This is a genomic window from Variovorax sp. 10L421 (assembly GCF_056395365.1).
On the sequence record NZ_JBFTJJ010000003.1, the window covers coordinates 1 to 26,291 of the forward strand.

At 66.7% G+C, this 26,291-nt stretch carries 26 protein-coding genes and 2 pseudogenes; 15 read left to right on the forward strand and 13 right to left on the reverse strand.

The window, feature by feature from the left end; all coding sequences use genetic code 11:
- The 8 genes and pseudogenes from AC1DFC_RS06290 to AC1DFC_RS06325 form a co-directional block, all read right to left on the reverse strand.
- Nucleotides 1–362 (reverse strand): annotated as a pseudogene (locus AC1DFC_RS06290) (peptidoglycan-binding protein); the annotation flags it as partial.
- A 115-nt stretch (nt 363–477) separates the two neighbouring features.
- On the reverse strand, nt 478–1,440 hold the full coding sequence (locus AC1DFC_RS06295; RefSeq protein ID WP_413313614.1) for a ParB/RepB/Spo0J family partition protein: 963 nt from the start codon (nt 1,438–1,440) through the stop codon (nt 478–480).
- Entirely contained in the window at nt 1,440–1,985 is a 546-nt protein-coding gene (locus AC1DFC_RS06300; RefSeq protein WP_007833574.1) for an RBBP9/YdeN family alpha/beta hydrolase, read from the reverse strand. Before AC1DFC_RS06300 ends, AC1DFC_RS06295 begins: the two co-directional genes overlap by 1 nt.
- A gap of 42 nt (nt 1,986–2,027) precedes the next feature.
- On the reverse strand, nt 2,028–2,948 hold the full coding sequence (locus AC1DFC_RS06305; RefSeq protein WP_007833577.1) for a ParA family protein: 921 nt from the start codon (nt 2,946–2,948) through the stop codon (nt 2,028–2,030).
- Nucleotides 2,949–2,969: 21 nt separating this feature from the next.
- Nucleotides 2,970–3,584 carry a LysE family transporter gene (locus AC1DFC_RS06310; RefSeq protein WP_413313616.1) on the reverse strand — a complete coding sequence of 205 codons (615 nt, stop codon included), beginning with the start codon at nt 3,582–3,584 and terminating at the stop codon, nt 2,970–2,972.
- A 126-nt stretch (nt 3,585–3,710) separates the two neighbouring features.
- Nucleotides 3,711–4,364, reverse strand: coding sequence for a 16S rRNA (guanine(527)-N(7))-methyltransferase RsmG (gene rsmG / locus AC1DFC_RS06315; protein ID WP_478178839.1), 654 nt, complete (start codon nt 4,362–4,364; stop codon nt 3,711–3,713).
- Entirely contained in the window at nt 4,361–6,322 is a 1,962-nt protein-coding gene (gene mnmG / locus AC1DFC_RS06320; RefSeq protein ID WP_413334905.1) for a tRNA uridine-5-carboxymethylaminomethyl(34) synthesis enzyme MnmG, read from the reverse strand. The genes rsmG and mnmG overlap by 4 nt, the downstream gene beginning before the upstream one ends.
- A 175-nt stretch (nt 6,323–6,497) precedes the next feature.
- Nucleotides 6,498–6,683, reverse strand: a complete 186-nt coding sequence (locus AC1DFC_RS06325) for a DUF1328 family protein (RefSeq protein ID WP_007833591.1) — start codon at nt 6,681–6,683, stop codon at nt 6,498–6,500.
- 182 nt (nt 6,684–6,865) lie between these two features.
- On the opposite strand from AC1DFC_RS06325, the gene gstA reads away from it, so the two are divergent.
- The 6 genes and pseudogenes from gstA to gloA2 all read left to right on the forward strand — a co-directional run bounded on the left by gstA (nt 6,866) and on the right by gloA2 (nt 12,493).
- Nucleotides 6,866–7,474 carry a glutathione transferase GstA gene (gene gstA / locus AC1DFC_RS06330; protein WP_478178840.1) on the forward strand — a complete coding sequence of 203 codons (609 nt, stop codon included), beginning with the start codon at nt 6,866–6,868 and terminating at the stop codon, nt 7,472–7,474.
- A 154-nt stretch (nt 7,475–7,628) separates the two neighbouring features.
- On the forward strand, nt 7,629–8,228 hold the full coding sequence (locus tag AC1DFC_RS06335) for an enoyl-CoA hydratase-related protein (RefSeq protein ID WP_413334907.1): 600 nt from the start codon (nt 7,629–7,631) through the stop codon (nt 8,226–8,228).
- A gap of 46 nt (nt 8,229–8,274) precedes the next feature.
- Nucleotides 8,275–9,904: pseudogene (locus AC1DFC_RS06340) on the forward strand (acyclic terpene utilization AtuA family protein); the annotation flags it as partial.
- An 85-nt stretch (nt 9,905–9,989) separates the two neighbouring features.
- On the forward strand, nt 9,990–11,093 hold the full coding sequence (locus AC1DFC_RS06345) for an alkene reductase (RefSeq protein ID WP_413334909.1): 1,104 nt from the start codon (nt 9,990–9,992) through the stop codon (nt 11,091–11,093).
- An 80-nt stretch (nt 11,094–11,173) separates the two neighbouring features.
- Complete coding sequence (locus AC1DFC_RS06350; protein ID WP_478178841.1) at nt 11,174–11,659, forward strand: RidA family protein; 486 nt, start codon at nt 11,174–11,176, stop codon at nt 11,657–11,659.
- A gap of 84 nt (nt 11,660–11,743) precedes the next feature.
- Nucleotides 11,744–12,493, forward strand: a complete 750-nt coding sequence (gloA2, locus tag AC1DFC_RS06355) for an SMU1112c/YaeR family gloxylase I-like metalloprotein (RefSeq protein ID WP_478178842.1) — start codon at nt 11,744–11,746, stop codon at nt 12,491–12,493.
- Nucleotides 12,494–12,505: 12 nt separating this feature from the next.
- Here gloA2 and AC1DFC_RS06360 read toward each other — a convergent pair whose 3' ends face one another.
- Nucleotides 12,506–13,900 (reverse strand): sensor histidine kinase, encoded by a 1,395-nt coding sequence (locus AC1DFC_RS06360; RefSeq protein WP_007833603.1) that lies wholly within the window; start codon nt 13,898–13,900, stop codon nt 12,506–12,508.
- Nucleotides 13,901–13,907: 7 nt separating this feature from the next.
- The gene (locus AC1DFC_RS06365) at nt 13,908–14,597 is read right to left on the reverse strand and encodes a response regulator transcription factor (RefSeq protein ID WP_007833605.1); all 690 of its coding nucleotides are present in this window, start codon (nt 14,595–14,597) and stop codon (nt 13,908–13,910) included.
- Nucleotides 14,598–14,735: 138 nt separating this feature from the next.
- On the opposite strand from AC1DFC_RS06365, the gene AC1DFC_RS06370 reads away from it, so the two are divergent.
- The 5 genes from AC1DFC_RS06370 to AC1DFC_RS06390 are packed head-to-tail and all read left to right on the forward strand — an operon-like array spanning nt 14,736 to nt 18,907.
- Nucleotides 14,736–15,596 carry an alpha/beta hydrolase gene (locus tag AC1DFC_RS06370; protein WP_007833607.1) on the forward strand — a complete coding sequence of 287 codons (861 nt, stop codon included), beginning with the start codon at nt 14,736–14,738 and terminating at the stop codon, nt 15,594–15,596.
- A 34-nt stretch (nt 15,597–15,630) separates the two neighbouring features.
- A complete protein-coding gene (locus AC1DFC_RS06375) occupies nt 15,631–15,921 on the forward strand; it encodes an acyl carrier protein (protein ID WP_007833609.1) in 291 nt (96 codons plus the stop codon).
- Nucleotides 15,918–17,201 carry a beta-ketoacyl-[acyl-carrier-protein] synthase family protein gene (locus tag AC1DFC_RS06380; RefSeq protein WP_007833611.1) on the forward strand — a complete coding sequence of 428 codons (1,284 nt, stop codon included), beginning with the start codon at nt 15,918–15,920 and terminating at the stop codon, nt 17,199–17,201. Before AC1DFC_RS06375 ends, AC1DFC_RS06380 begins: the two co-directional genes overlap by 4 nt.
- A gap of 35 nt (nt 17,202–17,236) precedes the next feature.
- The gene (locus AC1DFC_RS06385; protein WP_007833613.1) at nt 17,237–18,367 is read left to right on the forward strand and encodes a sterol desaturase family protein; all 1,131 of its coding nucleotides are present in this window, start codon (nt 17,237–17,239) and stop codon (nt 18,365–18,367) included.
- Between the two features lie 57 nt (nt 18,368–18,424).
- Nucleotides 18,425–18,907, forward strand: coding sequence for a GNAT family N-acetyltransferase (locus AC1DFC_RS06390; protein ID WP_007833618.1), 483 nt, complete (start codon nt 18,425–18,427; stop codon nt 18,905–18,907).
- Nucleotides 18,908–18,917: 10 nt separating this feature from the next.
- Here AC1DFC_RS06390 and AC1DFC_RS06395 read toward each other — a convergent pair whose 3' ends face one another.
- Nucleotides 18,918–21,128: a heavy metal translocating P-type ATPase gene (locus AC1DFC_RS06395; RefSeq protein WP_478178843.1), complete on the reverse strand. Its 2,211-nt coding sequence runs from the start codon at nt 21,126–21,128 to the stop codon at nt 18,918–18,920.
- Nucleotides 21,129–21,285: 157 nt separating this feature from the next.
- On the opposite strand from AC1DFC_RS06395, the gene AC1DFC_RS06400 reads away from it, so the two are divergent.
- Both AC1DFC_RS06400 and cueR read left to right on the forward strand, forming a co-directional pair.
- Complete coding sequence (locus AC1DFC_RS06400) at nt 21,286–21,480, forward strand: heavy-metal-associated domain-containing protein (protein WP_007833622.1); 195 nt, start codon at nt 21,286–21,288, stop codon at nt 21,478–21,480.
- The gene (gene cueR / locus AC1DFC_RS06405; protein WP_007833624.1) at nt 21,477–21,881 is read left to right on the forward strand and encodes a Cu(I)-responsive transcriptional regulator; all 405 of its coding nucleotides are present in this window, start codon (nt 21,477–21,479) and stop codon (nt 21,879–21,881) included. The genes AC1DFC_RS06400 and cueR overlap by 4 nt, the downstream gene beginning before the upstream one ends.
- Nucleotide 21,882: 1 nt before the next feature.
- Here the strand turns inward: cueR and AC1DFC_RS06410 are convergent, their stop codons facing one another.
- On the reverse strand, nt 21,883–22,821 hold the full coding sequence (locus tag AC1DFC_RS06410; RefSeq protein ID WP_413334920.1) for a YcjF family protein: 939 nt from the start codon (nt 22,819–22,821) through the stop codon (nt 21,883–21,885).
- Nucleotides 22,822–23,387: 566 nt separating this feature from the next.
- Between AC1DFC_RS06410 and creB the strand changes: the two genes are divergently transcribed.
- Nucleotides 23,388–24,182: a two-component system response regulator CreB gene (creB, locus tag AC1DFC_RS06415; RefSeq protein WP_007833628.1), complete on the forward strand. Its 795-nt coding sequence runs from the start codon at nt 23,388–23,390 to the stop codon at nt 24,180–24,182.
- Nucleotides 24,179–25,618, forward strand: a complete 1,440-nt coding sequence (creC, locus tag AC1DFC_RS06420) for a two-component system sensor histidine kinase CreC (protein ID WP_413334922.1) — start codon at nt 24,179–24,181, stop codon at nt 25,616–25,618. The genes creB and creC overlap by 4 nt, the downstream gene beginning before the upstream one ends.
- Here the strand turns inward: creC and AC1DFC_RS06425 are convergent.
- Complete coding sequence (locus AC1DFC_RS06425) at nt 25,612–26,229, reverse strand: hypothetical protein (protein ID WP_413334924.1); 618 nt, start codon at nt 26,227–26,229, stop codon at nt 25,612–25,614. The genes creC and AC1DFC_RS06425 overlap by 7 nt on opposite strands.
- Between the last annotated feature and the right edge of the window lie 62 nt (nt 26,230–26,291).

Genomic DNA, 26,291 nt, shown 5'->3' on the forward strand with positions numbered 1-26,291 from the left:
TGCATCAGCGCGCGCTCGCGCGTCATCGCGTTCATGCCGGCCGCGCCGCGCTCGACCACGATGAAGCAGTTCGATTGCTGCACCAGCAGGCGCAGCAGGTTGGCCGTGGGCGGCAGGCGGTATTCGCCGGTAAGGATGGTGTACCAGCCCGCGCTCTGGTTTTCGATCAGTGACACCGTGCCGAGCGGCGATTCGCAGCGCTCGAGCTGGCTGCTTTCGCCGGCGGTGGCGCTGCCTGCGGCGCTGCCGGTGGCCATGGTCTTGGCCGACTGGCTGCCCATCTGCATGTCGGTCGCCGCGCAACCGGTGAGGAGAAGTGCGCCGACGGTGATGGCCGCGAGCGGGAACTTGGTGAACAGCATGGTGGACTCCCTCCGTTTATTCAAGAAATCTGGGGTTGGAAAAACAGCGGTCGAGGATACGCGCAAAGGATTGCAGGAATCAATCAAACGAACGCCAGCCCCTCGGTTCACAACACTAGGCCGTTCGGCGGATGCGTTCGATCAATCCGTTGAGGGCCTCGATGGAGCCGAAGTGGATGGCGAGCTCGCCGCTTTCCTCGACACGGCCGCCGCGCTTGCTGCGCTTCTTGATGCGCACCTCGACCTCGGCGGTGAGCAGGTCGGCCAGTTCTTCTTCCACGCGCTGCAGGTCGCGCGACTTCTCGCCGTCGTTGCTGCGCCGCGATGGCGTGAGCGTGAACTCGGCCGCGAGCTTCTTCACCAGCGACTCGGCCTCGCGCACCGACATCTTCTTGGCGGCGATCTGGTTGGCCGCCGTGATCTGCGTGCCGCGATCGAGCGACAGCAGTGCGCGGGCGTGGCCCATGTCGATGTCGCCGGCCATCAGCATCTGCTGTGCGGGTTCGGCCAGGTTCAGCAGGCGCAGCAGGTTGCTGGCCGCGCTGCGCGAGCGGCCCACCGCCTGCGCCGCTTGCTCGTGAGTGAGTCCAAACTCGCTCACAAGGCGTTGCAGGCCTTGGGCTTCTTCGAGTGGGTTGAGGTCTTCGCGCTGGATGTTTTCGATCAGCGACATCGCCGCCGCGGCCTCGTTGGGCACGTCGCGCACCAGCACCGGCACGCTGTCGAGGCCCGCGAGCCTGGCGGCGCGAAAACGGCGCTCGCCCGCAATGATTTCGTATTCCGCGTTCTTGGTGGCAGCCGATTCGGCATCGAGCCGGCGCACCAGGATCGGCTGCATGATGCCCTGCACCTTGATGCTCTCTGCCAGCTCGTAGAGCGCGCCTTCGTCCATGCGCGTGCGCGGCTGGTAGACGCCAGCAACCATCTGCTCGAGCATCAGCGTGTTCGGGTTCCTTGGCGCGCCGCCCTCTTCCGGGCCCACGTTGCCATTCAGTCCGTTGTCGACGGAAGGCGCGGCCGTCGGGCCGAGCAGCGCCTCGAGGCCGCGGCCCAGGCCCTTGGGTTTCTTGGTCGCCATCAGTTCTTTTCTTTCGAGATTTCGTTCAGGAGCTTCCGTCCTTCAGGCCAGTCGCCGAGGCCGGATTCAGCATTCAGGTGGCCGCCCGGGCCGGCATCGATGAAGCGCGCCCCCCAATCCCTGGCGAGCTGCCGCGAGCGCGGGGCTTCGCAGTACGGGTCGTCGTTGGCGGCGATCATCACCGCCGGAAACGGCAGCGGCTTGCGCACGATCGGTGCCCAGCCTGGAATCAGCTGGCGCAGGTCATCGCGCTCCACATCGCCAGGCGCCACCAGCAGCGCACCGCGCACCTTGTGCGTGTTGCGCGAATGCGCGGCCCAGGCCGCGACGAGGATGCAGCCGAGGCTGTGTGCCGCAAGAACCACCGGGCCGGGCGAGGCCAGCACCTCTTCTTCGAGCCGCGCAGACCAGTCGCCGCGCAGCGGTCGCATCCAATCGTGCTGCTCGACACGGCGATCACCGTGAACCGACTCCCACAGGGTTTGCCAATGGCCGGGGCCGCTGTTCTGCCAACCCGGCAACAGCAGGATGCGAGGATCTGTCATTTGCTACTAACTCGATAGCGCATTGCCAGCCGGTGGCATGCGTCAGGCGTTGTTTTCACTGGTGGAATCGGATGCTGGCGCGACAGCAGGCGCCATCACATCGTCGGGAATCGGCAGGTCCGGCGCAATGCGCGTGACCGGTGCAATCGGCGGCGCCACCGCGCCCGAGGCAAAAGCGCTTGCGGGCGGCATCTTGTCGATCAGCTCCTGGGCAAAGGCAATGAAGGCCTGGCTGCCGCGGGCGGCCGGATCGAACACCACGCCCGGCAGTCCGTAGCTTGGTGCCTCGGCCAGCCGCACATTGCGCGGAATCACCGTGTCGAACACCTTGTCGCCAAAGTGGGACTTGAGCTGCTCGCTCACTTGCTGCTGCAGCGTGATGCGCGGATCGAACATCACGCGCAGCAAGCCGATGATCTGCAGGTTCTTGTTGAGGTTGGCGTGCACCTGCTTGATGGTGTTGACCAGGTCGGTCAGCCCTTCGAGCGCGAAGTATTCGCACTGCATCGGCACGATCACGCCGTGGGCGGCGCACAGGCCGTTCAGCGTCAACAGACTCAGGCTCGGCGGGCAGTCGATCAGCACGAAGTCGTACTCGGCACCGACGGCGGCCAGCGCGGTGCGCAGGCGCTTCTCTCGGCGATCGAGTGCCACCATCTCGACTTCCGCGCCGGCCAGTTCGCGGTTGGCGCCCAGCACGTCGTAGCCGCAACCACCCTCCACCAGCTTGTCCGCCTTGACGCGGGCCTCGGACACCGAGGCCGATTCGAGCAGCACGTCGTACACCGTCAGCTCCAGCTGGCGCTTGTCGATGCCCGAACCCATGGTGGCATTGCCCTGCGGATCGAGGTCGATCATCAGCACGCGCTGGCCGACTTTGGCGAGGCCGGCGGCCAGATTGACGGTGGTAGTGGTCTTGCCGACGCCGCCCTTTTGGTTGGCGATGCAGAAAATCTTGGCCATGTGAGTACCGGGATCGATCGATCAGCGCGAGATTGCGAGCTTGACGCCGAAGGCGATCAGGAAACTGCCGGCAAGCTTTTCGAGCGTAGTGGAAATGCGGGGATTCGCGCGGATGCGCTCGGCCAGGAAATGCGTGAGCAGCGTGGAGGTCAGGCCGTACAGGAAGGTCAGCGCGGCGATGGTCACCGCCATTGCGCCGAAGGTGATCAGGCCCTGGTGCCGGGCCGGGTCCACGAACAGCGGGAAGAAGGCCATGTAGAACACGATCGCCTTTGGGTTCAGCAGCGTGATGGTGAACGCCTGGCGCATGAAATGGCTGGGCTTGATATTGAGGATGGGTGCCGAACCGGGCTTGGCCAGCAGCATCTTGATGCCCATCCAGGCCAGATAGGCAGCACCCAGCCACTGCACAGCCTTGAAGGCGGCCGGGTAAGCCGCCATCACGGCCGACACGCCAGCCACCGCCGCCCACAGCAGAAACTGGTCGCCGATGATGACGCCGGCCGTCGCAGCCAGGCCGCCTCGGATGCCGCCCTTGCTGGTCGAGGTGATCAGCGCCAGATTGCCCGGACCGGGAATCAGAAGAAACAGGACGATGGCGGCGACGAATGCGCCGTAGTCAGCAATGCCGAACATGGGTTTTGCCTCGAAAAAGCGAGTCGGAAGAGAGACCGAAGGGAGGCATCGAGTCTAAGCGAGCACGCCGTCACAGAGACTGTTCCGACACCGGCTTTTACCGGTGCCGCCACATCTTTTGCGTATTCAGTCGCTGATTTGGGCGAGGTCCTTGCGCGCCCAAACGATGCAACGCTCGGCATCCAGGCCCGGAACCGTCAGTTGTTCCACGTGAAACACTTTGACGCCCTTGGGCAAGATTGCAAGTTCATCGTTAGGCACCTTGCCCTTCATGGCCAACCAAACGCCGCCGGGCGCGAGGAGATTCATCGAACCGTTGAAGAAGTCTGGCAACGATGCGAAGGCGCGCGAGCTGATGACCTCGTAGCTGCCAGCCAGGGATTCGACTCGGGCGTGCAGTCCGCGAAGGTTCGGCAGTTCCAGTTCGGCTGCCACTTGCTGGACAAAGGCCGCCTTCTTGGCGACCGCATCGAGGCAGCTCACCTCGAGGTCGGGCCGCATGATGGCGATCACCACGCCGGGCAAGCCACCGCCGGAGCCGACATCGAGCAACTTGCCCTTCCCTGCCCACTCGCGTTGCAGCGGTGCGATGGCCGCGAGACTGTCGAGCAGGTGATGTGTGAGTACGCTGGCCGGATCGCGCAAGGCCGTGAGGTTGTAAACCTTGTTCCACTTAAGCATCAGCGTGCCGTAAGCCAAGAGGCGTTCGCCGTGGCTGTCGGACAGGGCGACTCCCATCGCAGCCGCGCCTGCGCGCAGCGTATCGATCGGCGCCGTCATTCCGCGGACTGCGGCTCGGTGGCTGCTTCCGTGGTGGCGGTGTCGCTGGCAAAGGCCTTGTGGCCACCCTTGCGCAGATGAATCATCAGCAAAGAAATGGCGGCTGGCGTCACACCGGAGATACGTGAGGCCAAACCCAAGGTCTCGGGACGGTGCTTGTCCAGCTTCTGCCGCACCTCGAAACTCAGCGCCTTGACCTGGCCGTAGTCGAAGTCGGCGGGAAGCTTGAGGTTTTCGAAGTGCGCCGCGCGCTCCACCTCGTCGTGCTGGCGTTCGATGTAGCCTGAGTATTTGGCCGAAATCTCGATCTGCTCGATCTCCGTTTCGCTCAGCGCCACCTGCGCGTTGTACTTGCCGCCGTCCAGCGACATCAGCGTTTCGTAGCTCACGTCGGGCCGGCGCAGCAGGTCGGCCAGGTTGTATTCATGGTCGATGGCCTTGCCCAGCACCCGCTCCGACTCGGCGGCCGGCAGGTTGCGCGGGTTCACCCAGATCGACTTGAGACGCTCTGTTTCACGTGAAACAGCATCACGCTTGCGGCTGAAAGCGTCCCACCGTGCGTCGTCGACCAAGCCAAGCTTGCGCCCTGCTTCGGTCAAACGCATATCGGCGTTGTCCTCGCGCAGCTGCAGACGGAACTCGGCGCGGCTCGTGAACATGCGGTAAGGCTCGGTCACACCCTTGGTGATCAGGTCATCGACCAGCACGCCCAGGTAGGCCTCGTCGCGACGCGGCAGCCAGGCGTCTTCGCCACGGCACTGCAGCGCGGCGTTGATGCCGGCGAACAGACCCTGGGCAGCGGCTTCTTCGTACCCGGTCGTACCGTTGATCTGCCCGGCAAAGAACAGGCCCTTGACCGAGCGGGTCTCGAAGCTGCTCTTGAGTTCGCGCGGATCGAAGTAGTCGTACTCGATGGCGTAACCAGGCCGAAGGATGTGCGCATTCTCCAGACCCGGCATCGAGCGCACCAGCTGGTACTGGATGTCGAACGGCAGGCTGGTCGAGATCCCGTTCGGGTAGTACTCGTTGGTCGTCAGGCCTTCGGGCTCCAGGAAGATCTGGTGGCTTTCCTTGTCCGCAAAGCGGTTGATCTTGTCTTCCACACTGGGACAGTAGCGCGGACCCACGCCGTCAATCTTGCCCGTGAACATGGGGCTGCGGTCGAAACCCGAGCGGATGATCTCGTGCGTGCGCGCGTTGGTGTGGGTGATCCAGCAGGGCATTTGCCGCGGGTGCATGTCGGTGCGGCCCATGAAGCTGAACACCGGCATCGGCCCTGCCCCGCCGGGCATGCCGTCGCCCGGTTGTTCGGTGCACTTCGAAAAATCGATGCTGCGGCCGTCGAGCCGCGGCGGCGTGCCGGTCTTCAGGCGGCCCTGCGGCAACTTCAGCTCCTTGAGCCGCGCCGACAGGCTGATCGCCGGCGGATCGCCCGCCCGGCCAGCCTGGTAGTTATCGAGGCCGACGTGGATACGGCCATCGAGAAAAGTGCCCGCGGTCAGCACTACCGTGCGCGCGCGAAAGGCAATGCCCACTTGCGTGACGGCGCCGACCACGCGATCGCCCTCCACCATCAGGTCGTCGACTGCCTGCTGGAACAGGCTCAGGTTCGGCTGGTTTTCCAGGCGGTGGCGGATCGCTGCCTTGTACAGGATCCGGTCGGCCTGCGCACGGGTGGCGCGCACGGCCGGGCCCTTGCTCGAGTTGAGAATACGGAACTGGATACCGGCTTCGTCGGTCGCAATTGCCATCGCGCCGCCGAGCGCATCGACCTCCTTCACGAGGTGGCCCTTGCCGATGCCGCCTATCGACGGGTTGCAGCTCATCTGCCCCAGCGTCTCGATGTTGTGGGAGAGCAGCAGTGTCTTGGCGCCCATGCGCGCGGCAGCGAGCGCGGCTTCGGTGCCGGCATGGCCGCCGCCAACGACGATCACGTCGAATTCTTCGGGATACAGCATTTGAAATGGGAGCGCACAACTGACGCGTGCGCGGCGCAAAAGGGGGCGCCAATTTTAATCGTCCAGGCCCCTTTGCGCCCGCTGTGTGGACAAGCTAGGGGCGCCTGCCCAGTTGCGCCCCAACGCCCGTTGTCATTGAACAGATTGCTATGTACTTTATAGCAATCGGGCGGCATCAATCGAGCGTCTTCTTCACCGCGCCAATGCCAAGCGCGGCCAGCACGATGAACAGAACCGCCAGTACCAGGAACAAGCCGAACAGCAGCTTCGCAATGCCGGCAGCACCCGCTGCCACGCCACCAAAGCCCAGCAACGCGGCCACAAGGGAGATGACCGCAAAAATGATCGCGTACTTCAACATTCGGAAACTCCTTCCGGCAGCCTCATGCCACCGTGCCGCGGAGCTTAGAAGAGCGGTCGACACGCTCGATGGTCACCGCGCGCGAGCCGCCGTAGGACAAGAACGCGAGGTTGCCAAACCCGCTAGCATCCGCTGCGGTCTCCCACAAAATCAACCTCCGTCATCCATTGGAGTCTTTTCGAATGAAGCTGTATTACTCGCCAGGCGCCTGCTCGCTCTCCCCTCACATCGCGCTGCACGAGGCAGGCCTCGCCTTCGAGCCGGTGCTGGCCAGCACCAAGAGCCACAAGCTGCAGGACGGCACCGACTACTACGGCATCAATCCGCTGGGCTACGTGCCGATGCTCGAACTCGACGACGGCGCCCGCCTGCGCGAAGGCCCGGCCATCCTCCAGTACATCGCCGACCTCGCCCCCACCAAGAACCTCGCGCCAGCCGCCGGCACCATGCAACGCTACCGCCTGCAGGAGTGGCTGACCTTCATCGGCACCGAAGTGCACAAGGGCTTCAGCCCCCTGTTCAACCCGGGCATGCCCGAAGAAGCCAAGGGCATCTTCAAGGACAAGCTCAAGTCGCGCTTCCAATGGCTCGACGGCGAACTGACCAGCAAGCAGTTCCTGATGGGCGATCATTTCAGCGTGGCCGACGGCTACCTGTTCAGCGTCACCAACTGGACCAAGCCGACCGGCGTCGACATCTCTGACTTTCCCAACCTGCTGGCCTGGCACGCACGCGTGGGTGCCCGGCCCGCCGTACAGGAAGCGATGAAGGCCGAAGGCCTCCTGAAGTAAGCCGAAGCACGCGAAAGCGTGCAGAAGCAGCGAAGCGAGCTGATCTCCTCCTAGGGAAAACCCGCATCGCTTCAGCCACAAGCCGCACGAAGCGGCTTTTTTTATGGCGCACGCTACGGGAAGGCTTCAGAAGGCCGAAGAAGGAATCTCCACCATGCCCGAGAAGACCCCTCCCGAACTGCGCGAAGAGATGCGAGGGCCCGTCATGTGGCTCACCATCGACCGGGAAGAGCGCCGAAATGCGATCAACGGCGCGGTGGTCGCGCGGCTGTCGGACGCTCTTGCCCGCGTCAACGGCGCCTGCATGGCGGGCGGCATGGGGATCATGGCGATGTGCGACATGGCGGTGGCCAGCAGCCACGCCGTGTTCGGCCTGCCCGAGGTGAAGGTCGGCCTCTTTCCTGCGCAGGTGCTCAGCGTGCTGGGCGGCCTGCTGCCGCGCCGGGTGCTGGCCGAGATGTGCATCACCGGAGAACCCATCACCGCCGCGCAGGCGCTCGAACTGCGGCTCGTGAACCGCGTGAGCGACGACGTCGACGAAAGCGTCGACTGGCTGCTCGGCCGCATGCTCGACAAGTCGCCCGCCGCCATCCGGCGCGGCCTCTACACGATGAAGAAGATCGAGGCGATGGCCTTCGAGGAATCGATGGCCTTCACCGAAAGCCAGATCGGCCTGTTCGCACTCACCGAAGATGCGGCCGAGGGACAACTCGCCTTCCGCGAGAAGCGCAAGCCGCAATGGAGCGGCCGATGAACAGCGGCAACGAACGCACCGTCCGCATCGGCGGCGCCTCCGAGCTGGGCTATGCACCGACTTCGTCTCCGCCGCGATGAAGGCCGTGTTGAAGGACGTCGTGAAGCATCCGCGTGGTGAGCAACGCCGGCGGCGTGAACCCGCAGGGCTGCGCCGATGCGCTCGCGGCGCTGGCCGCCGAACAGGGCATCGCGCTGAAGATCGCTGTGGTGAGCGGCGACGACGTGTCCCCGCTGCTGCCGCAGCTGCGCCAGTCGCAGCCGCCCGTGCGCGAGCTGCAGAGCGGCGCCGCCTTGCCCGAACGCGTGCTCACCGCCAACGCCTATCTGGGCGCACGGCCGATCCAGGCCGCGCTCGATGCGGGCGCGCAGGTCGTCATCACCGGGCGTTGCGTCGACTCGGCCGTCACGCTCGGCGTGCTCATGCACGAATTCAATTGGCAGCCGGGCGACTTCGACCTGCTTGCGGCCGGCAGCCTCGCGGGCCACATCATCGAATGCGGCTGCCAGGCCACCGGCGGCCTGCACACCGACTGGGACACCGTGCCCGATTGGCCCAATATCGGCTACCCCATCGTCGAATGCAGCGCCGACGGCAGCTTCGTCGTCACCAAGCCCGCTGACACCGGCGGCAAGCTCACGCCCGCGGTGGTGGGTGAGCAGATGCTCTACGAGATCGGCGATCCCGCGGCTTACCTGCTGCCCGACGTGGCGGCCGACTTCACGCAGGTGCGCATCGAGCAGGCCGGCGAACACCGCGTGCGCGTGCACGGCGCGCGCGGGCGTGCGCCGACCGCGAGCTACAAGGTCTGCGCCACTTATGTCGACGGCTTCAAGGCCGCGGCGCAGCTCACCATCGTCGGCTTCGATGCGGTGGCCAAGGCCAGGCGCACGGGCGAGGCGATCCTCGCGCGCACGGGTGCGCTGTTCTCGCAGCAGGGCTTCGGCCCCTACAGCGGCGCACTGCTCGAAGTACTCGGCGCGGAGTCATGCTACGGCCCGCACGCGCGGGCCCTGCAGACGCGCGAAGCTGTGCTGCGGCTCGCGGTGACGCATTCGCGCAAGGAAGCCCTGGAACTGTTCGCGCGCGAGGTCGCGCCGGCCGGCACCTCGTGGGCGCCCGGCACCACCGGCGCGGGCGGCGGGCGCGCCTCGGTCTCCCCATCGATCCGGCAGTACGCATTCCTGCTCGACAAGTCGCAGCTCGCGGCTCGCGTCGGCATCGACGGCGTGTGCATCGACGTGCCCCGCGCCACAGCGCCTGCGCCGCACGCCGGGTCCGTTTCACAGCCTGCCAGAGCCACGGAAACGCATGAAGCACCCGTGCCCGCGGACGCCGTCGAAGTGACGCTGCTGCGCCTCGCATGGGCGCGCAGCGGCGACAAGGGCGACACCTCGAACGTCGGCGTCATCGCACGCCACCCCGCCCTGCTGCCGCTGCTGCGCGAACAGCTCACCGAGGTGCGCGTGGCCGAATGGCTCGCACACCTCGTCAAGGGCCGCGTCACGCGCTACGAGGTGCCGGGCATCGATGCCTTCAACTTCGTCTGCGAACAGGCGCTGGGCGGCGGCGGCATGGCCTCGCTGCGCAACGACCCGCTCGGCAAGGGCATGGCTCAGATCCTGCTCGCCATGCCGCTGCGCGTGAGCCCGGCACTGCTGGCGCTGCTTCTCTAGCACCATTCGGGACAACCGTGCGACAGCAGGGTTGAGGCCGGGCGCTTAGCCTTGCGCCTGTTCCAACTCTGCCATTGATCGCACGATGTCCAACCTCTTCGACCCCATCCAGGCCGGCGACCTGAAGCTCGCCAACCGCATCGTCATGGCGCCGCTCACGCGCAACCGCTCGCCGAATGCGATCCCGCCCGACCTCGCCGCCACCTACTACGCCCAGCGCGCCAGCGCCGGCCTGCTCATCACCGAAGCCACCGCCATCAGCCACCAGGGCCAGGGCTACGCCGACGTGCCCGGCCTCTACGGCACGGAACAGCTCGACGGCTGGAAGCGCGTGACCGACGCCGTGCACGCCAAGGGCGGCAAGATCGTGGTGCAGCTGTGGCACGTGGGCCGCGTCTCGCACAGCGAACTGCAACCCGGTGGCGGCAAGCCCGTCGCCCCCTCGGCCATCACCGCCAGGACCAAGACCGTGCTCATCAAGGACGGCGTGCCGACCTTCGTAGAGACCTCCGAACCGCGCGCGCTGGATGCGGGCGAGCTGCCCGGCATCGTGCACGCCTATGCGGTGGCTGCACGCAGCGCGGTCGAGACCGCCGGCTTCGACGGCGTGGAACTTCACGGTGCCAACGGCTACCTGCTCGACCAGTTCCTGAAGGACGGCAGCAACAAGCGCACCGACGACTACGGCGGCAGCATCGAGAACCGCGCCCGCCTGCTGCTCGAATCCGCGCGCGCCGTGGTCGACGCCGTCGGCGGCGGCAAGACCGGCATCCGCCTGTCGCCCGTGACGCCTGCCAACGACGCGCACGACAGCAACCCGCAGCCGCTGTTCACCTACGTGGTGAAGCAGCTCGCCACGCTCGACCTGGCCTACATCCACATCATCGAAGGCGCCACCGGCGGCCCGCGCGAAATCGAAGACCGCCCCTTCGACTACGAGGCCCTCAAGGCCGCATACCGCCAAGCCGGCGGCAAGGGCGCATGGATGGTCAACAACGGCTATGACCGACCGCTGGCCGAGGAAGCGCTGAAGGAAGGCGATGACCTCGTGGCCTTCGGCAAGCCCTTCATCTCGAACCCCGACCTCGTGCGCCGCCTGCGCGAAAACGCGCCGCTCAACGAGCTCGACAAGGCCACCATGTACGGCGGCGGCGCGAAGGGCTATACGGACTATCCGGCACTGGCCTGAGCCACATCGCGCCAAGAGGCCATGGCAAGATGCGGCGGACCCATCCATCCGCCGTCACCCGCCGACAGGAGAGAAATGCCATGGCCCTCATTGCGCAACGACTGGCCTCGCTCGGCCTCGTGCTGCCGCCGCCCGCGATCCCGCCGGCCGGCGTCATCCTCCCCTTCCAGTTCGTGCGCATCGTCGGCCGCCGCGCGTTGATCTCCGGCCACGGCCCGCTCAACGCCGATGGCACCATCGCCGCGCCGCTCGGCAAGCTGGGCCGCGAACTGAACGTCGAACAGGGCTACGCAGCCGCGCGCCTCACGGCACTTGCGATGCTCGGCAGCCTGCAGCGCGCCCTCGGCGACCTCGACCGCATCACCGCGTGGACGCGCGTGTTCGGCATGGTCGCGAGCGCACCCGGCTTCGACAGGCAGCCCGCCGTCATCAACGGCTTCTCCGATCTGATCCTCGAATTGTTCGGCCCCGACGTCGGCGCGCATGCCCGCAGTGCGGTGGGCATGGCGGAGCTGCCGTTCAACATCCCGGTCGAGATCGAGGGCGAGGTGGAAATCGGCGCATGAGCACCGCCGACGAAGGCTTTCTGGTCGACGTGATCGCCGCGCAGCCCGCGTGTTCCTGCGCAAGCCTTTGAATTGATCCTTCCGATGCAACTCGACCGCATTCACCACGCCGCGATCATCTGCGCCGACTACGTGGTGTCGAAGCGCTTCTATACCGAGGTGCTCGGCCTGCGCGTGGTCGCCGAAAACCATCGCGCCGCGCGCGACTCGTACAAGCTCGACCTCGCCCTGCCCGACGGCTCGCAGATCGAACTCTTTTCCTTTCCCGGTGCGCCCGCGCGCCCCACGCGGCCCGAAGCGCAAGGGCTGCGCCACCTGTCGTTCGAAGTGCACGACGTGCAGGCTGCGGCCGATGAACTCGCATCGCAAGGCATCGCGGTCGAGCCGCTGCGCATCGACGAATACACGGGCCGCCGCTTCACCTTCTTCGCCGATCCCGACGGTCTTCCGCTCGAACTCTACGAGGCCGCGCCGGCCGAGAACCTCGAGGCGCTGCTGTTCGAACTCGAAGGCGCACTGCATCTTCGCGAGGTGCGCGCGAGCGCCGCGAAACTCGAAGAACTGCTCGACGACGACTTCCACGAACTTGGCGTCTCCGGCACGGTCTGGACGCGGGATGCCATCATCGATGCGCTGCGTGGCGAGGCCTTTTCGGCACGCACGATGTCGGACTTTCGCGTGCTGCGCGTGGCACCCCACGTGGCACTGGTCACCTACCGCGCGCACCGCCAAGCCATTGCGCAGCGACCTGCAGCTGACTCGCTGCGCAGCTCTCTGTGGAAGCGCCGGCATGGCCGCTGGCGCATGGCGTTCCACCAGGGTACGCCGCTCTAGCTTGCCGGCGCTTCAGCCCGCTTCGCCGAATGCCACGCTGACGCGCAAGCCAGTGGGCTCCGCCGCTTCGAGCCTCAGCTCGGCGCCCAGCAGCTCGGCATAGCGCGCCACGATCGACAGCCCCAGTCCCGAGCCCTGCCCCAGCTTCTCGCCGGCCGGACCCTGCGCCCAGCGCTGCATCAGGTCGCGCTGCGCCTCCAGCGGAATGCCCGGCCCGTCGTCGATCACACTCAGCGTGTGGCCCGCGAGCTCGACCGTGATGGTGCGCCCGCCATAGCGCAACGCGTTGTCGATCAGGTTGTCGAGAATGCCTTCGACCAGCGCCTCGTTGGCCTGCACGACCACGCCGTCGTCGAGGCCCCGCGCGCCCAGGTCGACACCACGCGCGTCGGCGCGCGCAAGGTGCCGCAGCACCGTCTGCTCGGCCAGCACGTCGAGCCGCACCGGCACGCGCTTGAGCTCGGTGCGCGCCTCCTCGGCCAGCGCCAGCGCCAGCAGCTGGTCGATCAGGTGGCTGGCGCGCGCCTGCCGTTCCGAGACGCGCTCCAGCTGCTCGCGCCACACATTGGTGTCGTGCTGCGCCAGCCCGTACTCGGCCAGCGCGCGGATGCCCGCCAGCGGCGTGCGCAGTTCGTGCGCCACGTTGCCCACGAACTCGCGCTGCGCCTGCACGCTGTGGCCGAGCCGCTCGAACAGCGAGTTGACCGCGTTGCCCAGGCGCTGGATCTCGCGCGAGGTCTGCGCCACCGCCACCGGCGACAGGTCGCGCACGTCGCGCCGGTCGAGCGCGCGCTGCAGGTCGCCGAGCGGCCGCAGGTCGCTGCGGATGCCGTACCAGAGCCAGATGGCCAGCAGGATGAGCAGCACGATCTGCGGCGCCAGCGCGTAGCCCAGCAACTGCCGCACCAGTGCAGTCCGGCTCAGCGTGGTCTGCGCGATCACCACGCGGTACGGCATGCTGATGTCGGGCTCGGCGTCGTGCTCGAGCACCACGGCGCGCAGCACGCTGCCCTCGTAGTCGATGTCGGCGAAGCGGTAGCGCGCCCCGTCCGCCGGCAACGGCGCCTGCAGGCCCGGCTGCCCGGAGATCAGCGTGCCGTCGAGCCGCTGGACCGCGAAGTACACCTTGTCGACCTGGTCGAAGAGCACGGTGGCTACCTCGCGCGGCGTCAGCAGCAGCTCGATGCCGCGTTCGCCCGCCTGCACGTTGGCCGACAGCGCATAGGCGTCGTCGAGCATGCCGCGGTCGAAGGCCTGCTCGGAAAAATAGTTGGCGATGACCAGCGCGATGACCGCACCGACCATCCACGTGAGCGCCAGCGGCACCAGCACGTTGCGCAGCACGCGCCGCGTGAGCGATGGCGCACGAACGGCCGCGGGCTGCGGTTCTGTCGTCTGCTCGGTCACGCGCGGATCACACCTCGGCTTCGAGCAGGTAGCCGATGCCGCGCAGCGTGCGGATGCTCGCGCCCGAGCCCTGCAGCTTCTTGCGCAGGCGCGAGATGAAGGCCTCGAGCGCGTTGTCGCCCAGCGATTCGTCGAAGCTCGAGAGCTTGTCGGACAGCGCCCGCTTGCTCACGGTGCGGCCCGGCGGACTCATGAGTTCCCACAGCACCTCGAACTCGCGTGCCGGCAGGTCGAGCGGACCACTCGCGGTCGAGAAGCGGCGCGCCTTGCGGTCGAGCTTCAGCTGGCCCAGCAGCACGAGGTCTTCGGTACCCTTTGCGCGGCGCACCAGCGCACGCAGGCGCGCTTCGACCTCGGCCAGGTCGAAGGGCTTGCCGAGGTAGTCGTCGGCACCCGCGTCGAGGCCCGCGATGCGTTCTTCGGTACGCCCGCGCGCCGTGAGCACCAGCACCGGCGTGCGGTCGCCCCGCGCGCGCGCCTGCCGCAGCGCGTTGAGGCCGCTCGCGAGGCCGCTGGTCGGGCTTGCGGTGGCCGGCAGGTTGAGGTCGAGCAGCACGGCATCGAAGGGCTGCACACGCCACAGGTGGTCGGCGTCCTCGACGTTGGTCGAAACGTCGACGCGATGGCCGGCATCCGCGAGGCTGCGCACCATCACGTCGCGCAAAACGGCGTCGTCTTCGACAAGCAGAATTCGCATGGTGTTTGAATGGTTGGGGGGTAATCTGCCTCGCGAACGACGGGTCAGCGGCCGGTCAGTCGCTCCAAGCGATAAACGCCGCATGAGCATACGACAGCACGATGAAACACGGGCCATTTTCATGGCTGGCACCACACGATGAGTGCGCGTGAACCCTCCGATCTGTTGAGCCTTGTGCCTCCGCAAGTGCAGCGCACCGCCGTGGTCCTGCTGCATGGTTTATGCAGCACGCCTGACGAGCTGCTGACCGTGCAGTCCGCACTGCGCAGCCGCGGCTACCCGGTGCACCCGCTGTCGATCGAGGGTTATTCGTTCGATGCCGCTGCGCCGCTGCAGCGCGCCGCGCCGTACGAACGCTGGCTCGACGCCATCCAGGCCCATGTGAAGGCGCTGCGCACGCAGCACGACCGCGTGATGCTGGTCGGCATTTCCGCCGGCGCCTCGCTCGCGCTCGGCGCGGCCATCCGCTGCGGCAGCGACGTCGATGCGCTGGTGCTCATGTCGACCACGCTGCGCTTCGACGGCTGGGCCATCCCGCGCACGCAATTCCTGCTGCCGCTGGCCTTCTACACGCCGCTCGGCCGGTTCTGGCAATACCGCGAGCGCCCGCCCTACGGCGTGAAGAACGAGCGCGTGCGCGCCTGGATCGAGCGCGAGCTGCGCCATCGCAAGGTTTCGCGCGCCGGAAGTTCCGTCATCGGCGTGGGACATCTGCGCGAGCACGACCGGCTCATACGCCACGTGCGACGCAACCTCAACGGCGTGCAATGCGGCAACGTGCTCGCGCTGCATGCCCAGCAGGACGAGGTGGCCAGCGTGGCCAACCTCGACATCCTCGCGCGCGGCCTGCGCTGCCGCGACTTCCGCACCGTCGTGGTCGCCAACAGCTACCACATGATCACGATAGACAACGACCGCCAGCAGGTGGTACGCGAAACGGTATCGTTCGCCGATGCCGTGGCGCATGGCACGACGCCAGAGCATCCGCTGTACGCCTGACCTCGTTCGACACGCCTGAAAGGAAAGCATCTCCATGTCTTCTTCCGCCTCCCCCACCTTCAACAGCATCGCGGCGATCCTCGAGACCGACTTCCGCATCGAGCGCTCGGCCATCTCGCCGGCCACCGCGCTGTCGGACCTCGGCCTCGACTCGCTCGCGCTGATGGAGTTCGTCTTCGCCGTCGAGGACGCCTTCCACCTGCGCATTCCCGAAGACCGCCTCGACCCGCGCGAAACCGGCATCACGCTGGAACGCCTGTGCGACGTGATCGACGCCGAGAGCGCCCCCGTGGCCGCCGTCCAGCCCGCCGAAGCGGCCGCATGAGCAGCGGCGCCGCCCACGCCGTGCTCGCCGCTTCGGCCACACGCGCCGCCTCGGCGCCGGTGCGCGTAAGCGGCATCGGTTTCGTCACGCCCATCGGCCGCACCATCGAGGCCTTCGACGAGGCGTTGTTCGCGGGCCGCTCGGCTGTGCGTGCACAAACGCTGGAGATCGAGGGCATGGACCCGATGGCGCTCGCCGTCGCCGCCTGCGACTTCGATTCGAATGGCATGCGCAGCACCTCCCGCCTGCCGCTGGACCGCGGCACCGCCATGGCCCTGGCTGCGGCGCAGGACGCGGCGCTGGAAGCAAAGATCGACCTCGACACCATCGACCGCGACCGCCTCGGCATCTTCTGGGGCAGCGGCCTCGCCGGCGCCGGCACCTTCGACAACACCACCAGCGCGCTCTACGGCGAACAGCGCCGCATGCGTCCGACCACCGTGCTCACCGTGATGCCCAACGCCGCCGTGGCCGAGCTCGCGCTGCACTTCGGCGCGCGCGGTTCGGCCATTGCCTACGCCTGTGCCTGCGCCTCCTCGGCCGTGGCCGTCGGCGAGGCGATGCGCGCCATCCGCGGCGGCTGGATCGACGTGGCCATCGTCGGCGGCCACGACGCCATGCTCACGCCCGGCGTGATGGCCAGCTGGAACGCAATGCGCGTGATGGCGCCGCCGCCGGCCGATGCGCCCTCCTCGGCTTGCCGTCCGTTCTCGGGCGACCGCGCGGGCTTCGCCATCGGTGAAGGCGCGGCCGCGCTGGTGCTCGAATCCGAAGCGCATGCGGCCGCACGCGGCGCCGAAGCCGCGCCCTTCGTGCTCGCGGGCTACGCCACCAACTGCGACGGCACGCACATCACCAACCCCGACACCGCGGGCCAGGTGCGCGTGATGCGCGCTGCGCTGCGCGACGCGGGCATCGAGGCCTCGGACGTCGGCCACATCAACGCACACGGCACGGCCACCTCGGCCGGCGATGCAGCCGAGGCCGCATCGATCCGCGAAGTGTTCGGCAGGGCCACGCCGGTCAGCGCGACCAAGGCGATCCACGGCCACGTGCTCGGCGGCGGCGGTGCCATCGAACTCATCGCCGCGCTGCGCGCACTGGCGCGCGAGGCGCTGCCGCCCATCGCCAACCTGCAGACGCCCGACGCCGCATTCGACCTCGATTTCGTGCAGGGCGAGGCGCGCGAGGCCAAGGGCATCCGCTATGCGCTGTCCAACTCCTTCGCCTTCGGCGGCACCAACGCCGTCATCGTGGCCGGCCGCGCGTGCGAACGCTGAAGATTCGCTGAACACTCTCTGAAAAAACGAACGCGGTGCACCGGCTGGTCGTTTTCGTCGTGCCTGTGTTCGCGCTGCTCATGGCCTGCGAGTTCGCCTGGGGCTGGCTCCAGCGGCGCAACACCTACCGCTTCAGCGACACGCTCGGCAGCCTGAGCCAGGGGCTGCTGAGCCAGGCACTCGCGGTGTGCACGCAGCTGTTCCAGATCGGGCTCTACGCCATGGTCTATCCGCTGGTCGCGATCTGGACCCGGCCCGGCTTCTGGGACAGCGCCGCAGGCTGGATCGCCGCCGTGCTGCTGTTCGACTTCTTCGACTACTGGCTGCATCGCGCGGGCCACGAGTCGGCCGTGTTCTGGGCCGCGCACTCGGTGCACCACCAGAGCCAGCATTTCAATTTTTCCACCGCGCTGCGCCAGGAAAGCACCGTGGTCTTCCTGGGCTGGTCCTTCTACCTGCCGATGGCGGTGGTGGGCGTGCCGCCCGAGCAGTTCGGGCTGGCGGGACTCATCGTGCTGGTCTACCAGTTCTGGATCCACACCGAGCACATCGGCAAGCTCGGCTGGTTCGACCGCGTGTTCTCGTCGCCCTCGAACCATCGCGTGCACCACGCGGTGAACGACGGCTATTTGGACCGCAACTACGGCGGCATGCTCGTGGTGTGGGACCGGATGTTCGGCACCTTCGCCGAGGAAACCGAACGCTGCGTCTACGGCACGCGCAAGGCGCTCGCGAGCTTCGACCCGATGCGCGCGATCCTCGGCCCCTATGTGCCGCTGCTGCGCGACGCATGGCATACGAAGCGCTGGCGGGACAAGATCGCCGTGTGGTTCAAGCCCCCGGGCTGGCGGCCGGCCGATGTCGCGGCGCGGTTTCCGGAAGCGCCTTTTTCGCTGGAAGAAGCCATGCACATCCACGCCCCCGCGCTGACGCGCCCGCAGGTCGCGTCGGCCGCCCTCCACTTCGCATGCTGGGTCGGCGTGACGCTGGCCTTTCTCTGGCGCGCCGACGACCTCGCGTTCCACACCGGGCTGACGCTGCTCCTGCTGGCGGTCGGCGGCTTCTGGTCCATCGGCGCGGTGCTCGATTCGCAGCTTCGGCTGCGCTGGTCCTGGTGCGCGCAGGCGGCGCTGCTGACGATGTCTGCGGTGCTGCTCTTCACCTGATCGACATCCGCTCACCCCCGCTATGCTCGGCGCCTTCATCGTTGCAAGGCACCCATCATGCGCAGGCTGGCCACACACGAAGACATCGACACGGTCTTCGCCCTCTACATGCACGAGAAGGTCGTGCCCTTCCTGGGCTACGACCCGATGCCGATCGAGGACTTCCGCGCCATCTACCAGGAACTGCTCGACGGCCGCAACTTCTACGTCTACGAGCGCGAGGGGCGCATCGCCGGTTTCTACCGGGCCACGCGCTACCCGGGCCGGGTGCGGCACGTGGCCTGCCTGGGCACGCTCGCGGTCGATCCCGCATTTCACGGCCAGGGCGTCGCGCTCGCCATGGTGAGCGAAGCCATCGACGCACTGAAGGCCATCGGCATCAGGCGCATCGAACTCTTCGTCGAAAGCGACAACGCACCTGCGATGCGCTTCTACGAAAAACTCGGCTTCGAACGCGAAGGCACCTTGCGCAAGTTCTACAAGCGCGCCGGCGATGCGCGGGCCATCGACGATCACGTCATGGGGCTGCTGATCGACTGAGCGGCAAGCCTCAGGCCCTCCAGCGCCGCAGCAGTAGCGCATTGGCCATCACGCTCACGCTCGACAACGCCATGGCAGCACCGGCCACCACCGGGCTCAACAGGCCGAAGGCCGCAAGCGGGATGCCGGCCACGTTGTAGGCGAAGGCCCAGAACAGGTTCTGCCGGATCTTCGCGACCGTGCGGCCCGAAAGCTCGAAGGCCTGCGCCACCAGCGCGAGGTCGCCGCGCATCAGCGTGATGCCGGCTGCTTCCATCGCCACGTCGGTGCCGCCGCCCGAAGGCGCCATCGCGATGCCCACATCGGCCGCTGCCAGCGCGGGCGCGTCGTTGGCGCCGTCGCCGACCATCGCTACGACGTGTCCGTTCTTCCTCAGCGCACCGACCTGCGCCGCCTTGTCGGCGGGCAGCACGTCGGCACGCACGTCTTCGGCCGCGATGCCGAGCCGTGCGGCCATGGCCTGGGCCGCGCGCAGGTTGTCGCCCGAGATCATCACCACGCGCAGGCCACGCGCATGCAGCGTGCGGATGGCTTCGGCGGCTTGCGGCTTGGGCTCGTCGGCGAAAGCGAGCAATGCCTGTAGATGCGCGGCGCCCGCCTCATCGAAGCGTAGCAATGCAGACACGGTGGCACCTTGCGCCTGCAGGCCGTCGACATCGGCGGCTTCGGGCATCGCGTCGAGTTCGCGGCACCAGCGCAGGCTGGCGATGGCCCAGGTGACGCCATCGACATCGCCGCGCACACCCCGGCCCGGCATCGCCTGCATCGCGCTCAATGCGCGCGGCTGCAGGTTGCGCTGCGCTGCGGCGGCCAGCACGGCCTTGGCCAGCGGATGCTCGCTGCCGCTTTGCAAGCTGGCGGCAGTTGCCAGCAGTTGGTCTTCGGTTGCCCGAATACCCGCCGCCGGTACCAGCGCAGTCAACACCGGCCGGCCCACCGTCAACGTGCCTGTCTTGTCGAACGCGACGGTATCGACGCGGTGCGCAATTTCCAATGCACGCGCATCCTTGATCAGAATGCCGTGCCGTGCCGCCACGCCCGTGCCTGCCATCACCGCGACCGGTGTCGCAAGGCCCAGCGCACATGGACAGGCAATGACGAGCACGGCCACGGCGTGGATCAATGCGGTCTCGATGCCTGCGCCCGCCATCATCCAGCCAGCGAACGTGACGAGCGCAATCACCAGCACCACCGGCACGAACACGGCCGCCACCTTGTCCACCAGCCGCTGGATCGGCGCCTTCGCAGCCTGTGCATCTTCGACCAGCCGGATGATGCGCGCGAGCACGCTCTCGGCGCCGACCGCGCTCACTTCGATGACCATGCGCCCGTCGCCATTGACGGCGCCGCCGGTCAACGCATCGCCCGGTCCCTTGGCCACCGGCAGCGGCTCGCCGGTGAGCATCGATTCATCGACTTCGGACTGCCCTTCGATCACCCGTGCGTCGGCCGGCACGCGCTCGCCGGGCCGCACCGCGAGGCGGTCGCCCACCATCACCTCGGCCAGCGGCACGTCGCTTTCCTTGCCGCGCGCGCCCACCAGGTGCGCCACTTCGGGCCGCAGCTGCTGCAACGCGCGGATCGCTGACGTGGCCTGGCGCTTGGCGCGCGCCTCCAGCCACTTACCGAGCAGCACCAGCGTGATCACCACCGCCGAAGCCTCGAAGTACAGGTGCGGCATCTCGCCATGGCCCGCATGCTCGCCGGTCGCCACGCGCCACCAGAGCCAGAGCGACAGGCCGAAGGCCGCGCTGGTGCCGAGAGCCACCAGCAGGTCCATGTTGCCGGTGCGCGCTTTCGCCGCATGCCAGCCAGCGCGATAGAAGCGTGCGCCCAGCCAGAACTGCACCGGTGTCGCGAGCAGCAGCTGCAACCATGGCGGCAGCATCCAGTCCTGCCCGAAAGGATCACCGAGCATGGGCGCCAGCAATGGGATCGACAGTGCCAGGCCCACAGCGACCGGGCCGAAACCGTGCCAGGGCGACAGCGCAGCGGCTTCGTCGGCCGCGGTGCTTGCCGCCCGCGGTTCGTAGCCGGCGGCGCGCACGGCGCGGCGCAGGCGAACGTCCATGCCTTCGTTGCCGCTCGTGACCACGCGGGCCGACTCGGTCGCGAGATTCACGCTCACGTCCTGCACGCCCGGCACATTCTTGAGCGCGCGCTCGACGCGCATCACGCACGAGGCGCAGGTCATGCCGCCGACCGAGAGGTCCAGCGTCATTGGAGGAGATTGCAGATTTTCCATGTCCCGAGGCTAAAGCCTCACACGATGGCAAGGTCAAGTGGCAGATCCAGTGTCCCTTTGCTGGACATTGACATCGTGAGAGGGTTCAAACTTGCGTCTCACATACTTCCATCACTTCCAAGGAGCCATCACGATGAGCCAGAAATTCCAGGTCACGGGCATGAGCTGCGGCCACTGCGTGAGCGCGGTGCAGAACGCGGTGCAAACGGTGGACCCCGAAGCACAGGTCACGGTCGACCTCGAGACCGGCCATGTCGACGTGCTGAGCGAACAGCCGCGCAAGGACATCGTCGCCGCGATCGAGAACGCGGGCTACGCCGTTCAATGAGCGCGGGCCACGTCGCCATCGGCGAAGCGGCGCAGCGCTCCGGCGTGTCGGCCCGCATGGTCCGCCACTACGAAGGGCTGGGCCTGCTGCCGGCGGTGGCGCGCACCGAAAGCGGCTATCGCCAATACGGCGATGCCGACATCCACACGCTGCGCTTCATCAAGCGCTCGCGCGACCTCGGGTTTTCAATGGAAGAAATCGCCGAACTCGTCGGGCTGTGGCACAACCGCCGACGCACGAGCGCCAGCGTGAAGCGCATCGCCGAGAAGCACCTCGGCGAACTTGAGCAGCGCATTGCGGACATGCAATCCATGCGCAACACGTTGGCCCACCTGGTGCACTGCTGCCACGGCGACGCCAGACCGGATTGCCCCATCCTCGATGACCTGAGCAAGGTCTAGATCAGGCGCCCCGCACCAGCGAAAGAACCTTGCCCACATCCAGCGTGCGGGCCTTTTCCTGGATCGCCGGCAGGTACTGCGTCTGCAGGCTCTGCCCTTCCTTCACCACGCCCGAGAACGCGTCCTTCAGCATCTGCGTCGAAAAGGTCCGGCCGCCGGCATAGTAGCGCTTGGCCACATGGCCCAGTGCATAGGTCGAGGCGAAGCTCATCCCCGAGCTCACGGCCTGGTTGCCCAGCCCGCGCAGCAAGCCACCGCCGGCCTTGCCGAGCAATCCGCCGAGGAGCTTGCGACCGGCCTGCTCCAGGTACTGCGAGGTCAGGCCCACGCCGACAGTCGCCAGGAAATCCTTCACGTGACCGCTGTCGAGCTGGTAGCCGTACGACTGGCCGATGCGGTAGACCAGCTTCATCTGCAACGGAATGATCGCCATGGTCGAGAGCGTCTCGGGCAGCAGTTCCAGCGCGCCGTTGAGGATGGCGGCATTGAGGATCGATTTGTCGAGCTCGGCGCTGTCCGGCGTACCGGGCGCCGCCACGGCACTGCCCCCAGCGGCCGTAGCCACCGGCACCGCCGCGATGTCTTCCGCGCGCTGCGAGAACGCGGCCGCCGAAGCATCCAGCCCCAGCGAAGTTCGCACGTCCGCCAGGAACATCCGCTCGGCCTCCGACTGCGTGCCGTCGGCATCGCACACGCACACCGCCATCTCGTAGGCCAGCTGCCTCGACTCGGTGCTTTTCAGCTCCCCGGCCACCGAAGCCAGCGACACGCGCTTCATCAGCACGTCCTGGTAGAGCGTCGGCAGGTTCAGGCCGTCGGCCTGCGACAGGCCCTCGGCAATCCGCTTGATCTCGGCGCGCTCGCGCTCGTGCTTCTCGCCGTCGACAAAGGCAGCCAGCAGCGACAGGGTAACTATCGACTTTGTTTCTGAAGGTGTCATTTGTACGAAATTTCGCAATATGAAGGATCCGGTTCGGTCGCCATGGCTGGCGAAGGTTCCGCCGCCGGTTCTCCCCACAAACCTTGGGCAACTCTGTGGATAACGTCGGCACTTCTGTGTAGTGGTTCGGCAAGTCATTGATTTACAAGGGAAATAAACAGTTTGCCCAAATTTTCAGCAATGGATTTCTCGCGCCGGAAACCGCCTTTCGCAGATTTTCCGGGGTGCGTCAAAGGACAACTCTGGGGACATTTTTTGAACAAGGCATCGGTTATCCACAGGCCGGAGCGGGTACCCCATGTTGTTCATATGCCGGGTACAAACCCGAAGCGCGGCTGCGCACAGTGACAGAGGTATGACAAGTGCTTGTCGCATAACGAAAAAAGCGGCATGTCCACAGAAGTGGGCGACCCTTATCTACTACTACTAATTTGAATAAGAAGAATAAGAAGATGGGAAAGGGGAAAGCTGCGCCCGAAAAAAAAGCCGCGAACGGCCGCGCCGGTCCACGGCGCCTCCGGTCCAAACCGGTCCTCCCGGCGCGTTCCCCTCGCTAACATTCGCGGATGAGCTTCAAACCCCGGATCCTGATCGCCGAAGACGAATCGGGCATCGCCGACACGTTGCAGTACGTCCTGAAAAGCGACGGATTCACGCCGGTGTGGTGTGCCACGGCTGAGGAAGCCATTGCCCAGTTCGCGCAGGAGGCGCCGGCCCTGGCCATCCTGGACATCGGGTTGCCCGATCTCAACGGTTTCGAGCTCTTCAAGCGCCTCCAGGCGCTGAACCAGGCCATGGGCGGCCCGGAGGTGCCGATGGTGTTCCTGACCGCCCGCAGCGACGAAATAGACCGCGTGGTGGGCCTCGAACTGGGCGCGGACGACTACATCGCCAAGCCGTTCTCGCCGCGCGAACTCGTCGCCCGCGTGCGGACCATCCTGCGGCGCAGCGCGAGAAACGGCGCAGGAGCCCCGGCAACAGCCGCGGTTGCAAACCATGGGGTGCCCCATCAAATTCCGGCCCAGACGCCTCCTGAGAGCCCTCAAGCACCCGCAATGCCCTTCTCGCTCGACCACGAGCGCATGCAGATCCGCTATTACGGCCGCGTGCTCGAGCTCTCGCGCTACGAATACGGCCTGCTGAGACTGCTGGTGCAGCGCCCGGGGCGCGTCTTCACGCGCGACGAACTGCTCGAACTGGTCTGGGACGATTCCAGCGACAGCTTCGACCGGACGGTCGACGCGCACATCAAGACCCTGCGCGCCAAGCTCAAGGCGATCGCGCCCGAAGTCGAGCCGATCCGCACGCTGCGCGGCACCGGCTACGCACTGAACGAAGAACTGCCGACCAAGGCGTCGTGACAAGACGCACGCGCATCTTCATCGGCATCCTGCTGATCTACACGGCGGGCATCGCCTTCCTCCTCTATCGCGTTGTTTCCGACATCGATCCGCGCTACCGCGAGTCGGCCGAGGAATCGCTGGTCGAGACCTCCCAGTTCATGGCAAGCCTGGTCGAGCAGGATGTGATTGCCGGGGCCATCAACACCGCACGGCTCGAGCCGCTGTTCCGCACCGTCTACGCGCGCGAGTTCTCGGCGCAGATCTACAACCTGCACAAGAGCCGCGTCGAGCTGCGCGTCTACGTCACCGACCGCAGCGGGCGCGTGATGTTCGATTCGCTCGGCAGGCATCTTGGCGCCGACTATTCGCAGTGGAGCGACGTGAGCCGCACGCTCGCCGGCCTGTACGGCGCACGCACTTCGCGCGACGTCGATGGCGATCCGCGCACTTCGGTCATGTACGTGGGCGCGCCCATTCGCTGGAACAACGAGATCGTCGGCATGGTCAGCGTCGGCAAGCCGGTGCAGAGCTTCGGCCAGTTCGTGGAAGACGCACGCATGCGCACCATCTGGGTCGGCGTCGGTTCGGCGCTCGCACTGCTGCTGCTCACGCTCATCGTTTCTGTGTGGCTGGTGCGCCCCTTCGGCCTGATCCGCGACTACTGGACCTGGGTGCGCGCACAGCGCAGCCTGAGCCTGGCGCGCATGGCGCGGCGCGCGGTCGACGGCGTGCGTACCGGCTTCAGCGAGATGCGCGACGCGCTGACCGGCCGCAACTACGTGGCCGACTACGTGCAGACCTTCACGCACGAGGTGAAGAGTCCGCTCTCCGCCATCCGCGGCGCGGCCGAGCTGCTGCAGGAGCCGTCGATGCCGCATGCCGAGCGCGAACGCTTCCTGAAGAATATCGAAGGCGAGACGCAACGCATCCAGGAAATCGTCGACCGCATGATGGAGCTCACTGCGCTCGAGACGCGGCGCACGCTGGACCGCACCGAGCCGGTGGCGCTGGCTTCGCTGATCGACGACATCGCCATCAGCGCGCAGCCAGCGGCTGCAAGGCGCAACATCAAGTTGCTCGTGAACATCCGCGACGAAGCCCGCACGGAAGGCGACCCGTTCCTGCTGCGCCGCGCGATCAGCAACCTGCTGGACAACGCCATCGATTTTTCACCGCGCGACAGCGAAGTGCTGCTCACGCTGGAAACCACGTCGAAGCTCGCCCGTGTGAGCGTGCGCGACCGCGGTCCGGGCATTCCGGAGTACGCGCAGGAAAAGGTCTTCGAGAAGTTCTATTCGCTCGCCAGGCCGCACAGCCAGAAGAAGAGCACGGGGCTGGGGCTGGCGTTCGTGAAGGAGATCGCGGCATTGCACCGCGGCCGCATCGAGCTCGGCAATGCGTCGCGCGGCGGGGCCGTGGCGACGCTCACGCTGCCGCTGTTGTCAAATCATTGAGCCGCGGGACGGCCGATCAGCGCGCTGTACGCACGGCGCGTCTCCGGGCTCACCGCCCCGAGCGCCTGCAGATATTGCGTCTGGTGCTGCGCGATCATGCGTGCCGACGCCACCGTCTTCGAGCGGCAGTACCAGTGGCAGGTGTGCTGCATCAGGAACAGCTCGGCCGACATGGTGAAGGCCTTCGACTTGGGCGTACGGCCGGCTTCGTTGCGCATGACGCCGGCGATGCCGCTCGCGTGGATCAGCAGGGCCTGCCGCATGTCGAAGGTCGCGGCCGGAAAGAAGTGGGTGAACATCGGAATGGCAACCGGCAGTTTGCTTACGCGCGTGACAGCTTCGGGCAAGCGCGAGAACTCGGCGGCGAAGCTGTCGAGCTGGGCGGAGAGCTTTTCCTCGGTGGCGTCCAGCAAGTGCCAGATCTGCTGGCGGCGCTCGGCGTCGTCTTCGCCGAGGCAGCGCATGTAGCCGGAGGTGAGGCTTTCCATCAGCTTCTCGATCTGGTGGCGGCCGAGGTGGCTGGCCAGCAGCGCGATGCGCAGGCGCTGTTCCCTGGACTTGAGGATGTAGAAGCCGGCGGCAAAAAGCGCCACCAGAGTAAGAATTTCCATGTATGCGTGGAGAAAAAAAGAGAAGGCGGGAAGCAGCACCGAGTGTAGGCACCGCGACCCGC

Excerpts from the sequence above, each read along its gene's own strand:
- AC1DFC_RS06295 (WP_413313614.1), bottom strand. The coding sequence starts at position 1,440 with ATGGCGACCAAGAAACCCAAGGGCCTGGGCCGCGGCCTCGAGGCGCTG.
- AC1DFC_RS06300 (WP_007833574.1), bottom strand. The coding sequence starts at position 1,985 with ATGACAGATCCTCGCATCCTGCTGTTGCCGGGTTGGCAGAACAGCGGC.
- AC1DFC_RS06305 (WP_007833577.1), bottom strand. The coding sequence starts at position 2,948 with ATGGCCAAGATTTTCTGCATCGCCAACCAAAAGGGCGGCGTCGGCAAG.
- AC1DFC_RS06310 (WP_413313616.1), bottom strand. The coding sequence starts at position 3,584 with ATGTTCGGCATTGCTGACTACGGCGCATTCGTCGCCGCCATCGTCCTG.
- rsmG (WP_478178839.1), bottom strand. The coding sequence starts at position 4,364 with ATGACGGCGCCGATCGATACGCTGCGCGCAGGCGCGGCTGCGATGGGA.
- mnmG (WP_413334905.1), bottom strand. The coding sequence starts at position 6,322 with ATGCTGTATCCCGAAGAATTCGACGTGATCGTCGTTGGCGGCGGCCAT.
- AC1DFC_RS06325 (WP_007833591.1), bottom strand. The coding sequence starts at position 6,683 with ATGTTGAAGTACGCGATCATTTTTGCGGTCATCTCCCTTGTGGCCGCG.
- gstA (WP_478178840.1), top strand. The coding sequence starts at position 6,866 with ATGAAGCTGTATTACTCGCCAGGCGCCTGCTCGCTCTCCCCTCACATC.
- AC1DFC_RS06335 (WP_413334907.1), top strand. The coding sequence starts at position 7,629 with ATGCCCGAGAAGACCCCTCCCGAACTGCGCGAAGAGATGCGAGGGCCC.
- AC1DFC_RS06345 (WP_413334909.1), top strand. The coding sequence starts at position 9,990 with ATGTCCAACCTCTTCGACCCCATCCAGGCCGGCGACCTGAAGCTCGCC.
- AC1DFC_RS06350 (WP_478178841.1), top strand. The coding sequence starts at position 11,174 with ATGGCCCTCATTGCGCAACGACTGGCCTCGCTCGGCCTCGTGCTGCCG.
- gloA2 (WP_478178842.1), top strand. The coding sequence starts at position 11,744 with ATGCAACTCGACCGCATTCACCACGCCGCGATCATCTGCGCCGACTAC.
- AC1DFC_RS06365 (WP_007833605.1), bottom strand. The coding sequence starts at position 14,597 with ATGCGAATTCTGCTTGTCGAAGACGACGCCGTTTTGCGCGACGTGATG.
- AC1DFC_RS06370 (WP_007833607.1), top strand. The coding sequence starts at position 14,736 with ATGAGTGCGCGTGAACCCTCCGATCTGTTGAGCCTTGTGCCTCCGCAA.
- AC1DFC_RS06375 (WP_007833609.1), top strand. The coding sequence starts at position 15,631 with ATGTCTTCTTCCGCCTCCCCCACCTTCAACAGCATCGCGGCGATCCTC.
- AC1DFC_RS06380 (WP_007833611.1), top strand. The coding sequence starts at position 15,918 with ATGAGCAGCGGCGCCGCCCACGCCGTGCTCGCCGCTTCGGCCACACGC.
- AC1DFC_RS06390 (WP_007833618.1), top strand. The coding sequence starts at position 18,425 with ATGCGCAGGCTGGCCACACACGAAGACATCGACACGGTCTTCGCCCTC.
- AC1DFC_RS06395 (WP_478178843.1), bottom strand. The coding sequence starts at position 21,128 with ATGACGCTGGACCTCTCGGTCGGCGGCATGACCTGCGCCTCGTGCGTG.
- AC1DFC_RS06400 (WP_007833622.1), top strand. The coding sequence starts at position 21,286 with ATGAGCCAGAAATTCCAGGTCACGGGCATGAGCTGCGGCCACTGCGTG.
- cueR (WP_007833624.1), top strand. The coding sequence starts at position 21,477 with ATGAGCGCGGGCCACGTCGCCATCGGCGAAGCGGCGCAGCGCTCCGGC.
- AC1DFC_RS06410 (WP_413334920.1), bottom strand. The coding sequence starts at position 22,821 with ATGACACCTTCAGAAACAAAGTCGATAGTTACCCTGTCGCTGCTGGCT.
- creB (WP_007833628.1), top strand. The coding sequence starts at position 23,388 with ATGAGCTTCAAACCCCGGATCCTGATCGCCGAAGACGAATCGGGCATC.
- AC1DFC_RS06425 (WP_413334924.1), bottom strand. The coding sequence starts at position 26,229 with ATGGAAATTCTTACTCTGGTGGCGCTTTTTGCCGCCGGCTTCTACATC.